The sequence below is a fragment of the Paraburkholderia sp. genome (assembly GCF_026225065.1).
Taxonomy (GTDB): Bacteria; Pseudomonadota; Gammaproteobacteria; order Burkholderiales; family Burkholderiaceae; genus Paraburkholderia.
Genome location: NZ_JAMFSB010000004.1, coordinates 1 through 10,756, shown reverse-complemented (window position 1 = coordinate 10,756; position 10,756 = coordinate 1). Strand labels below are relative to the sequence as shown.

Below are 10,756 nucleotides of genomic sequence, written 5' to 3'. Positions count from 1 at the left end.
TCACGCATCCAGGCACGCGCACAGCGCTCTTCCTGATCACATTTGCCGTGCTGGTGCTGGCGTTTCTGGGTGCGCGGGCGATTGTGACCTCGAAACTCGGCCGCGTCGTGACCGGCGTGCGCGATGGCGAGACACGGCTGATGTTCCTCGGCTACAGCCCGCTTGGCTACAAGCTGTTTATCTGGACTGTCTCGGCGATCCTGTGCGGGATTGCTGGCGCGTTATACGTACCGCAGGTGGGGATTATCAATCCGGGCGAGATGTCGCCGGGCAACTCGATCGAGATGGCGATCTGGGTGGCGGTGGGCGGACGCGGCACGCTGATCGGGCCGATCATCGGCGCGTTTGCGGTGAATGGTGCGAAGAGCTTTTTTACGGCGAACTTCCCTGAATACTGGCTGTTCTTTCTGGGTCTGATTTTTGTGCTAGTGCCGCTGCTGCTGCCGCACGGGATCATGGGACTGGTCGAACTGGCGATGCGCAGGAGGAAGCGCTCATGAACGAGAACCCAATGGTGCCGGACCTGGCATTGCCGGAGGAGCCGGCCGAACGCTCGCTGAGCGGCGTGGCGGATTTCGGGCGGGTGGTGACACCGGGCGAGATCGATGTATCGCATGGGACGATCCTGTATCTCGAGGACGTGACGGTCAGTTTCGACGGCTTCAGGGCGTTGAATGCGTTGACGTTGTCGATTGATGTAGGCGAACTGCGCTGCATTATCGGGCCGAACGGCGCTGGCAAGACGACGATGATGGATGTGATTACCGGAAAAACGGAGCCCGATTCGGGCAAGGTATTTCTGGGGCAGACGATTGATCTGACGCGGATGAATGAGCCTTCGATTGCGCGTGCGGGGATTGGGCGCAAGTTTCAGAAGCCGACGGTGTTTGAGCAGCATCCGGTGTGGGAGAACCTTGAGCTGGCGATGAAGGCTGACAAGGGGTGGTGGGCTTCGTTGCGGGCGCGGCTTGATCGGCAGGCGCAGGCGCGGATTGAGGAGACGTTGGAGCTGATTCATCTTGAGAGTGAGGCTCGCAGGCTCGCTGGGGAGCTTTCGCATGGGCAGAAGCAACGGCTCGAGATTGGGATGTTGCTTATGCAGCAGCCGGCGCTTCTTTTGCTTGATGAGCCTGCGGCTGGGATGACTGATGATGAGACTATGCAGCTTGCTGAGCTTCTTAATCACTTGCGTGGCACCTGTTCCATGATGGTGGTTGAGCATGATATGGAGTTTGTGGCTGCTCTCTCTGGCAAGGCCGGGAAGGTTACTGTTATGGCTGAAGGGCGTGTTTTGGCCCATGGCACGCTTGATGAGGTTAAGAGGGATGAGACTGTGATTGAGTCTTATCTTGGGAGGTGAGGTTTTTTTTGCCTGCGGCGCCTCGTTTTGGTTGTGTGATTTTGGCGTTGGCCTTTCCTTGCTTTCTTAGTGGTCTATTAGCTTCACCCCTGTGCGGGGCAGCACTTACTTTCTTTGCCGCCGCAAAGAAAGTAAGCAAAGAAAGCGGGCTCACACCGCCAGCTTGTAGGTGTCCACCACTGGACTTAATCCGGAGCGGTCCGAGACGAGATCGTCTCTCGCACCACTCACGTTCGTGACAAAGGACTCATTCATCCCGCAAGCACACTCCGTGCGCCGCGGTTAGGTTCACCAAGCAGCAGTTTGCACGCGCTAACTGCGCAACAGCGCCACCCCTGCACACTGTAAGTTCCGTAGTTACAGACCAGTTAGTTCGCAGTGTGAAGCAACTCAGGTAGTTCAGCACAATGGATGGTTAGCCGTTAGCGTTAGCGGTAGCGGTGGTGAGAATGGTTATGCCTGACGGTGGGGCGCGAAGCGCGACGCTGGAGCGGATGAGTGCTTTGTCACTAAAGGGTGTGGTGCGAGGTGGGGTCTCGTGTTGGGCCGTTTCCGGTTCAACATAGAGAAGGACATCTACGAGCTAGCGGTGTGAAGCCCGCTTTCTTTGCGGCGGCAAAGAAAGTAAGTGCTGCCCCGCACAGGGGCAACGCAAGCAAACCAATAAGGCAGCAAGGAAAGGCCACCACAACAAGAACACCGAACAACCAAGGCGCCGCAGGCAAATAAAGGTACGAAGGTACAGAAAGAGGACACCACCAAATGCTAGAAGTAGAAAACCTGAACCAGTACTACGGCGGCAGCCACATCCTGCGAGATGTAAAGCTAACAGTGCCAGACGGCAAACTAACCGTACTACTAGGCCGCAACGGCGTAGGCAAGACAACGCTCCTGCGTTGCCTGATGGGCGTAGTCCCAACAAGAAGCGGCGCAATCTCCTGGCGCGGCACGCAATTGACGAAACTCCCCACCTACGCCCGCGTAGCGAACGGCCTCGCCTACGTCCCCCAGGGCCGCGATATCTTCCCGCGCCTGACGGTCGAAGAAAACCTGCTGGTCGGTGCCGCCAGCAAACAATCGCCATCGAAGATCCCCGACCGCATCTACGAACTGTTCCCCGTCCTCAAAGACATGCGCAGCCGCCGCGGTGGCGACCTCTCCGGTGGTCAGCAGCAACAACTCGCCATCGGCCGCGCCCTCATGAGCGAGCCGCAACTGCTCATCCTCGATGAACCCACCGAAGGTATTCAACCCTCCATCATCCAGGACATCGGCCGCACCTTGCGTCAACTCGTCGAGGAAATGGGCCTCACCGTGCTGCTCGTCGAGCAGTACTACGACTTCGCCAAAGCCATCGCCGATCGATACTGGGTCATGAGCCGCGGTGAAATCGTCGCCGGCGGCGAAGGCGCTGATATGGACGCCAACGGCGTGCGCGAACTCATTGCAGTCTGAACGCTGCCGCGCCACCTGGACCGGACGCGCCACACCTGCCGGCGTACGCACGCCCGTCTCCAACTGACAGCCAAAGACATGCAGAAGCACAGGCGTGCCGTGCAGCGAGCGGCCCATGCTATCCTCGCCGCATCCATTCGGTGCGCTCAACGTCGCTGCAAACCAGGTCGTGCAGATCACTCAGATCATGCGTCGCCTGGCGTCGACGAGCGCCCGCCGGGCAGTCGCCACGCAAAGTCCAACTACATCGACCCGCATGTCGCTTCACGAAAACCATGCCACGCTCGCCTCAGCGCATTCCGCCGCGCATGCTCAGTGGCAAGCTCGCCTCGAACTCGGCTTCGCCAGACACGCTGAACGCACGACGCTCGTCCATCGCCTGCACGATGGTCCGTTGCGCGTCCAACGCCCCCTCTATCCCGAAGGCCACGCGATCTGCCACGCGGTGATCGTGCATCCTCCAGGCGGTATCGCCGGTGGCGACCAGTTGCACATCGACGTGGCGCTCGGGGCGGACACACATGCTGTGCTCACGACTCCCGGCGCCACCAAGTGGTACAAGTCCAACGACCGCGCGGCGCTGCAGCACATCGACGTGCGCGTGGGCGCGAACGGCAAGCTCGACTGGCTGCCGCAGAACAACATCGTATTCGATCACGCCAACGCGACCCTCGACTTCACGCTGTCGATGGCCGAAGGCGCCACCGCGCTCGGCTGGGACGCCACGCAACTCGGCCGCCAGGCCGCCGGTGAGCGGTGGTCCGCCGGCACACTGCGCGCGGTCTCGCGTATCGTCGGCGCAGACGGCCAATTGCTGTGGCTCGAACGCGCCAATCTCGCCGCTGCCGATCCGTTGCGCGACGCACCTCAAGGTCTTGCGGGCTTCCCCGCCTACGGCACATTGTGGGCCGTCGGGGCCGCCTGCGACGACGCGCTCGCCGAACAGCTAACCGGGCAACTCCCGTTCACCGACACGCTACGCGCTGCCGCTTCGTGCGTGACCCCAGGCTTGATACTGGTGAGGGCCGTGGCGCGGTCGATGGAGTCGCTGCAACGCGCGCTGACGCAATGCTGGCTGCAACTGCGCCCGATCGTTCACGGCGTAGAGGCGGTACCGCTGCGGATCTGGACAACTTAAGACGAACCGGTGCGAACCCAACCGGAGACTCGCGCCGCAGGCAAAACACGCGGCATCGAGCACCATCCCAGCGCATCAAAAAGCCCCGCCAAGGTGCAGCCCCTGCAAAATCCTCCTCCCACTCCCACTGCACCGCATTGGCACACAGCTTGCTCCCTAAAACCGTCACGATGCCCCCGCACCCGACGGAGGCCACCCGCTTTGCCCACCACCGCTGACCAACATGACCCAACAGTCTTCCCGCCAGGCACGCCGTACCTGGCTCGCCGCCCTGCTGCTCTCACCCATCCTGGCGTTGACAACACCAGCAGCGCACGCTGACGCCCTCGACAACATCACCAAATCCGGCGTACTAAAGGTCGCGGTCCCAGAGGACTACCCGCCGTTCGGCTCAGTCGGCCCCGACATGCAACCGCAAGGCTACGACATCGACACGGCCGCGGTGCTCGCCAAGTCAATGAACGTCAAACTGCAGCTAGTGCCCGTCAACAGCGCAAACCGTATCCCGTACCTGCAGACCGCCAAGGTCGACCTCGTGATCTCGTCGCTAGGCAAGACACCCGATCGCGAGAAGGTAATCGACTTCTCCACCGCCTACGCCCCCTATTACCAAGGCGTATTCGGCCCCGCCGACATCAAGGTCAGCAGCCCCGCCGATCTCACCGGCATCACGGTCGGCGCGACGCGCGGCGCACTCGAAGAAATCGCCCTTACGCAGATGGCGCCGAACGCCACCATCAAGCGCTTCGAAGACAACAACGCCACCATTGCCGCGTTCCTGTCCGGCCAGGTGCAACTGATCGCTGCCGGCAATATCGTGGCCGCAGCCATCAACGCGAAGAATCCGCCACGCCGCCCAGAACCTAAGTTCGTTATAAAGGATTCACCATGCTTCGTCGGCATGAATAAAAATGAAAGCCGACTGCAGGAGAAGGTCAACGCCGCTATCGCCCAAGCCAAGGCCGACGGCACGTTCAACAGCATGTCGAAGAAGTGGTTCGGCGCACCTTTGCCGAAAACGCTGTAATATATTTGTTAGTTATTCTTGATATCTTTGTAAGCTGATCTGGCGTTAAGCTTGTCGCGGTTTGTAGCGCACCCCTCAAGCGTTCGCGACAACGCGCGACCCCGATGGCATCCGACGCCTGTCCCGGCTGGGACGGGCGCAACCCAACCAGACATCCGATGAAGCTGACACCCCGCGAGAAGGACAAGCTGCTGATCTTCACGGCCGCGCTACTGGCCGAACGACGCCGCGCACGTGGCCTCAAACTGAATTACCCGGAGGCGATCGCATTCATTTCGGCGGCGCTGATGGAAGCGGCCCGCGACGGCAAGACAGTCGCCCAGGTCATGCACTACGGCACCACGCTGCTCACGCGCGACGACGTGATGGAAGGCGTGCCGGAGATGATTCCGGACATTCAGGTGGAAGCCACCTTTCCCGACGGCACGAAGCTCGTGACCGTCCACCATCCGATTCCCTGACCCGCCCCGGAGCCCCGATGATTCCCGGCGAACTTCTCACCGACGACGGTGAGCACGAACTCAATGCGGGCCGCGCAACGGTCTCGGTCACGGTGTCGAACACCGGCGACCGTCCTGTGCAAATTGGTTCGCACTACCATTTTTATGAAGTGAATCCAGCGCTCTCGTTCGACCGCGAGGCGGCGCGCGGCTTCCGCCTGAACATTGCGGCGGGTACCGCTGTGCGTTTCGAGCCCGGCCAGGAGCGCACCGTCGAGCTGGTCGAACTGGCGGGCGACCGCGTCGTCTACGGCTTCAACGGCAAGGTGATGGGACCGCTCTGACGCGCGGCATGAGCCCCGTCGTCGAAGATTGCGAGTACCCGCCCTGCCCTTTTCCGGACTTCACACCATGACATTACGTATTGGCCGCCGCGCGTACGCGGAAATGTTCGGCCCCACGACCGGCGATCGCGTGCGACTCGCCGACACCGAATTGCTGATCGAGATCGAACGCGACTACACCACCTACGGCGAAGAAGTGAAATTCGGCGGCGGCAAGGTGATCCGCGACGGCATGGGCCAGTCGCAACGCGTTGCAGCCGATGTGGTGGATACGGTCATTACCAACGCGGTAATCCTCGATCACTGGGGCATCGTGAAGGCCGATATCGGCCTCAAGAACGGTCGCATTGCCGCGATCGGCAAGGCCGGCAATCCCGACATCCAGCCGGGCGTGACGATTGCGATTGGTGCGGCCACCGAAGTGATCGCCGGCGAAGGCCTGATCGTAACGGCGGGCGGTATCGATACGCACATTCACTTCATCAGCCCACAGCAGATCGACGAAGCGCTGGCGAGCGGCGTGACGACGATGATCGGCGGCGGCACTGGTCCGGCTACCGGCACCAATGCCACCACCTGTACGCCTGGACCGTGGCATCTCGAACGGATGCTGCAGGCCGCCGATGGCTATCCCATGAATCTCGGCTTTCTCGGCAAGGGCAACGTGAGCCTGCCCGAGCCCGCCATCGAGCAGATCGCAGCGGGCGCGATCGGTCTTAAGCTGCACGAGGACTGGGGCTCGACGCCCGCGGCCATCGACAACTGTCTGTCTGTTGCCGACGACACCGACACCCAGGTCGCGATCCACACCGATACGCTGAACGAAGCTGGGTTCGTCGAAGCGACCGTGGCCGCCTTCAAGGGCCGCACGATCCACACGTATCACACCGAAGGCGCGGGCGGCGGCCACGCTCCGGACATCATCAAGGTTTGCGGCGAGTCGAACGTGCTGCCGTCGTCGACCAATCCGACCCGCCCGTACACGGTCAATACGCTCGACGAGCACCTCGACATGCTGATGGTGTGCCACCACCTGGACCCGTCGATTGCAGAGGACATCGCGTTTGCCGAGTCGCGGATTCGTCGTGAGACGATTGCTGCCGAAGACATCCTGCATGACCTGGGTGCGCTGTCGATGCTGTCCTCTGATTCGCAGGCCATGGGCCGAGTGGGCGAGGTCATCATTCGTACATGGCAAACCGCGCACAAGATGAAGGTGCAACGCGGCGCGCTGCCGGAAGACAACGCACGCGCCGACAATTTCCGCGCGAAACGCTATGTGGCGAAGTACACGATCAACCCGGCTATCACGCATGGTATTGCGCACGAAGTCGGCTCGATCGAACCGGGCAAGTGGGCTGACCTGGTGTTCTGGGAACCGGCGTTTTTCGGCATCAAGCCGTCGCTGATTCTCAAGGGCGGCATGATCGCGATGGCGCAGATGGGAGACCCGAACGCGTCGATTCCGACGCCGCAGCCGGTTCACTACCGCGATATGTTCGCCACGCGTGGCGGTGCTTTGGCACGTACCTCGCTGACCTTCGTGTCGCAGATGGGCGCGGATGCGGGCATCGCCGAGCGCTACGGCTTGACCAAGCGTATCGTGCCGGTGAAGAACTGCCGCAATATCAGCAAGGCTGACATGATTCACAACGCGTGGCGCCCGGCGATCAGCGTCGATCCGGAAACGTATCAGGTGATTGCAGACGGCCAGTTGCTGACGTGCGAACCGGCCACCGTGCTGCCGATGGCGCAACGTTACTTCCTGTTCTAAATCATGCGTACTATCGACAAACTGATCGATCCGAAGATCAAGCTCGCTGCGGTGCTGGTCAAGCGCGCGCCCACGCTCACGCTCGATTTCGACGCGCGCCGCAAGAGCCGTCTGGCGGCGACGCTCGATAACGGTGAAGAGGTGGCGCTGGTGTTGCCACGTGGCACGGTGCTGCGCGACGGCGATGTGCTGGTGGCGCAGGATGGCACGCTGGTGCGGGTGATCGCGGCGGCCGAGGCTGTGTTGATGGTCACCGCTCGGGATGGGCTAACGCTTACGCGGGCGGCTTATCACCTGGGTAACCGGCACACGCCGGTCGAGGTTGGCGCGGATTATCTGAAGCTCGAATACGATCCGGTGCTCGCGGATATGCTCAAACGGATCGGCGCGATGGTCGAGCAGGTCACGTTGCCGTTTCAGCCGGAGTCTGGGGCTTATGGTGGTGGGCATAAGCACGGGCATGACGAGACGTTTGCTGAAGACTATGCGCTGGCACAGCAGGTTTATGGTGAGCATCATGGGCATGATCATGGTGGCGAGCATGACTACGATCACGACCATGGGCACGATCACAGCCATGAACATGACCACGGGCACGGTCACGACCACAGCGACTGCGACCACGATCACGACCACTCCAAGCATGCGCATCGCTGAACTCACGGCCTTACTGCATCTCGCGTCGCCGGCGCTGCCGATCGGCGCGTTCAGCTATTCGCAGGGTCTGGAAGCGGCCATCGAAGCGCAATTGATCACCGACGCCGACAGCGCCCGCAACTGGATCGCCAGCGGCCTCACCGATGTCCTCGCGCTCGGCGAGCTACCGTTCCTCGCGCATCAGATCGAACGCTGGCACGCGCATGACTCAGCGGGCCTCGCCCTCGCCAATAGCGAATTCCTCGCGAGCCGCGAATCCGCCGAACTGCGCCGCGAAACGGAGCAGATGGGCTGGTCGTTACGGCAGTTGTGCGTCTCGCTCGAATGGGGCGACGCAGAACGCCGCACCACGCTTGCGGCGATGACACCGTTAGCACAACCGACCGCCTTCGCGTTTGCCGCGTTCGCTCACGACGTCTCCGCAGACGCTGCACTCGCCGCTTACGCATTCAGTTGGGTCGAGAACCAGGCCGCAGCGGCGCTGAAGGCCGTCCCACTCGGACAACTCGCAGGACAACGGATCATCGTGGCACTGCGCGCACCGATAGACGCCGCCGTCCAACGTGCGCTCGCCACAGCGCCCGACGACATCAACACCTTCGCGCCGCAACTGGGTATTTTGTCGGCGCGTCACGAGTCGCAATACTCGCGGCTCTTCCGCTCATAACCGACTCGACCATGAACGCACCTCAGCACCACACCGCTCATCGCACCAAGAAACTACCGCCGCTGCGCGTGGGCGTCGGAGGCCCGGTCGGCTCCGGCAAGACCACGCTGCTCGAAATGCTCTGCAAGGCGATGCGCGACCGCTACGACCTCGTCGCCATCACCAACGATATCTATACGAAGGAAGACCAGCGTCTGCTGACGGTGGCAGGCGCCCTGCCGGCCGAACGGATCATGGGCGTGGAAACGGGCGGCTGCCCGCACACCGCGATCCGCGAAGACGCGTCGATCAACCTGGAAGCGGTCGACCGGATGCTGACGCGCTTTCCGGATGCGGACATCGTCTTCATCGAGTCGGGCGGCGACAACCTGGCAGCGACGTTCAGCCCAGAACTGTCGGACCTGACGATCTACGTGATCGATGTCGCGGGCGGCGAGAAAATCCCGCGCAAGGGCGGCCCGGGAATTACGAAGTCGGACATTCTGGTGATCAACAAGACGGACCTGGCGCCGATGGTCGGTGCGAACCTCGACGTGATGGCATCGGATGCGAAGAAAATGCGCGGCGAGCGGCCGTTCGTGATGTGCAACCTGAAGAAGCTCGATGGGCTGGCGGAAGTGATTGCGTTTATCGAGAAGAAGGGGCTGCTGACGGTTTGACGCGTCAGCAATCGCCGGAGGTCACTCCGCCACCTCCGGCAACAACGCCATCAACACATCCACCGTGCGCCCCGTCGCTCCGCGATGGCGCGCCGCAAACGCCGACGCCGCGCCGCTCATTGCCGTGCGCCGCGCCTTGTCGTTGAACAGTTCACGCAGCGCCCTCGCCAGATCCGCCGGATCCTGCACCTGCACCGCCGCGCCTGCCGCCACCGCATCGGCCGTGGCTTGCGTGAAGTTGAACACATGTGGCCCGATGAGCACCGGCACGCCCACTGCACATGCTTCAATCAGATTCTGCCCACCCAGCGGCAACAGACTGCCGCCGATAAACGCCAGATCCGACGCCGCATAGTAAGCGCCCAACTCCCCCATGGAGTCGCCAAGCAACACCGTCACGTTCGCCGGCAACGCACGGCCCACGCCTTGCACCGACGCCCCCGCTGCACCCGGCGCCCACGTCGAACGACGCTCATAACGCAGTCCAGCCTTCTCGACCAGCGCCGCCACCTCGTTAAACCGCTGCGGATGACGCGGCACCAGAATCAGCAACGCATCCTCGACGCCGAGCGCCGCAAACGCCTGCAGCACGAGTTCCTCTTCACCCTCGCGCGTACTCGCCGCCACCCACACCGGCCGCGTACCAATCGCCGTGCGCCACGCATGCCCACGCGCCGCGAGTTCCGGCGGCGTGCTCATATCGAACTTCAGATTGCCGAGCACCGCCACGTTACGCGCACCCAGCGCGGTCAAACGCTCCGCATCGGACGGGCTCTGCGCCAGCACCCGGGCAAAGCCGCCGAACACCTCGCGCGTCCCCTTGCCAAACCGCGCAGCCCGCTTGAACGAGCGCGCCGACATCCGCGCATTGGTCAGCACCAGCGGCACGTCAGCGCGGCGGCATTGCTCGATCAGCGTCGGCCACACCTCGGTTTCCATCACGAGCCCAAGCGTCGGACGCCACGCGCGCAAGAAACGTCGCACCACGTGCGGCATGTCATACGGCACATAGCTGCGCATCACGCGACCGCCGAAAAGCTGCTCGCTGGTGGCGCGGCCGCTCGGCGTCATATGCGTGAGCAGAATGCGCGCATCGGGCCGCGCTTTCATCAGCGCCTCGATCAGCGGCTGCGCCGCGCGCGTCTCGCCCACCGACACCGCATGCACCCAGATCAACGGCGCATCGTCTTCGGGCAAACGGCCGCGCGTATAGCCGAAGCGCTCGCCGATATGCT

At 62.4% G+C, this 10,756-nt stretch carries 11 protein-coding genes and 1 pseudogene; 11 read left to right on the top strand and 1 reads right to left on the bottom strand.

Going from position 1 to position 10,756, the window contains the following annotated elements:
* From M0954_RS00140 to ureG, 11 genes and pseudogenes are all read left to right on the top strand, one after another.
* Positions 1-500, top strand: a pseudogene (locus M0954_RS00140) (urea ABC transporter permease subunit UrtC); the annotation flags it as partial.
* Positions 497-1,360, top strand: a complete 864-nt coding sequence (gene urtD / locus M0954_RS00135; RefSeq protein WP_297350959.1) for an urea ABC transporter ATP-binding protein UrtD — start codon at positions 497-499, stop codon at positions 1,358-1,360. The pseudogene M0954_RS00140 and the gene urtD, both read left to right, overlap by 4 nt.
* Before the next feature lie 762 nt (positions 1,361-2,122).
* Positions 2,123-2,815 carry an urea ABC transporter ATP-binding subunit UrtE gene (gene urtE, locus M0954_RS00130; RefSeq protein ID WP_122153903.1) on the top strand — a complete coding sequence of 231 codons (693 nt, stop codon included), beginning with the start codon at positions 2,123-2,125 and terminating at the stop codon, positions 2,813-2,815.
* Between the two features lie 256 nt (positions 2,816-3,071).
* Positions 3,072-3,953 (top strand): urease accessory protein UreD, encoded by an 882-nt coding sequence (locus M0954_RS00125; RefSeq protein WP_297350963.1) that lies wholly within the window; start codon positions 3,072-3,074, stop codon positions 3,951-3,953.
* A gap of 223 nt (positions 3,954-4,176) precedes the next feature.
* Positions 4,177-4,980, top strand: coding sequence for a transporter substrate-binding domain-containing protein (locus M0954_RS00120; RefSeq protein WP_297350957.1), 804 nt, complete (start codon positions 4,177-4,179; stop codon positions 4,978-4,980).
* A gap of 158 nt (positions 4,981-5,138) precedes the next feature.
* Entirely contained in the window at positions 5,139-5,441 is a 303-nt protein-coding gene (ureA, locus tag M0954_RS00115) for an urease subunit gamma (RefSeq protein WP_122153901.1), read from the top strand.
* Positions 5,442-5,458: 17 nt separating this feature from the next.
* A complete protein-coding gene (locus M0954_RS00110) occupies positions 5,459-5,764 on the top strand; it encodes an urease subunit beta (RefSeq protein WP_122153900.1) in 306 nt (101 codons plus the stop codon).
* Positions 5,765-5,831: 67 nt separating this feature from the next.
* Positions 5,832-7,538 (top strand): urease subunit alpha, encoded by a 1,707-nt coding sequence (ureC, locus tag M0954_RS00105; protein WP_122153899.1) that lies wholly within the window; start codon positions 5,832-5,834, stop codon positions 7,536-7,538.
* A gap of 3 nt (positions 7,539-7,541) precedes the next feature.
* Positions 7,542-8,195: an urease accessory protein UreE gene (gene ureE / locus M0954_RS00100; protein ID WP_297350955.1), complete on the top strand. Its 654-nt coding sequence runs from the start codon at positions 7,542-7,544 to the stop codon at positions 8,193-8,195.
* Positions 8,182-8,862, top strand: a complete 681-nt coding sequence (locus tag M0954_RS00095) for an urease accessory protein UreF (protein ID WP_297350961.1) — start codon at positions 8,182-8,184, stop codon at positions 8,860-8,862. Before ureE ends, M0954_RS00095 begins: the two co-directional genes overlap by 14 nt.
* A gap of 11 nt (positions 8,863-8,873) precedes the next feature.
* Positions 8,874-9,521, top strand: a complete 648-nt coding sequence (gene ureG / locus M0954_RS00090) for an urease accessory protein UreG (protein WP_297350953.1) — start codon at positions 8,874-8,876, stop codon at positions 9,519-9,521.
* A 21-nt stretch (positions 9,522-9,542) separates the two neighbouring features.
* On the opposite strand, the gene waaA is transcribed toward ureG, so the two are convergent.
* Positions 9,543-10,756, bottom strand: a 1,214-nt coding sequence (gene waaA / locus M0954_RS00085; RefSeq protein ID WP_297350950.1) for a lipid IV(A) 3-deoxy-D-manno-octulosonic acid transferase, incomplete at its 5' end; no start/stop codon positions are given.

Excerpts from the sequence above, each read along its gene's own strand:
- ureA (WP_122153901.1), top strand. The coding sequence starts at position 5,139 with ATGAAGCTGACACCCCGCGAGAAGGACAAGCTGCTGATCTTCACGGCC.
- ureE (WP_297350955.1), top strand. The coding sequence starts at position 7,542 with ATGCGTACTATCGACAAACTGATCGATCCGAAGATCAAGCTCGCTGCG.
- ureC (WP_122153899.1), top strand. The coding sequence starts at position 5,832 with ATGACATTACGTATTGGCCGCCGCGCGTACGCGGAAATGTTCGGCCCC.
- M0954_RS00110 (WP_122153900.1), top strand. The coding sequence starts at position 5,459 with ATGATTCCCGGCGAACTTCTCACCGACGACGGTGAGCACGAACTCAAT.
- urtE (WP_122153903.1), top strand. The coding sequence starts at position 2,123 with ATGCTAGAAGTAGAAAACCTGAACCAGTACTACGGCGGCAGCCACATC.
- ureG (WP_297350953.1), top strand. The coding sequence starts at position 8,874 with ATGAACGCACCTCAGCACCACACCGCTCATCGCACCAAGAAACTACCG.
- M0954_RS00125 (WP_297350963.1), top strand. The coding sequence starts at position 3,072 with ATGTCGCTTCACGAAAACCATGCCACGCTCGCCTCAGCGCATTCCGCC.
- urtD (WP_297350959.1), top strand. The coding sequence starts at position 497 with ATGAACGAGAACCCAATGGTGCCGGACCTGGCATTGCCGGAGGAGCCG.
- M0954_RS00095 (WP_297350961.1), top strand. The coding sequence starts at position 8,182 with ATGCGCATCGCTGAACTCACGGCCTTACTGCATCTCGCGTCGCCGGCG.
- M0954_RS00120 (WP_297350957.1), top strand. The coding sequence starts at position 4,177 with ATGACCCAACAGTCTTCCCGCCAGGCACGCCGTACCTGGCTCGCCGCC.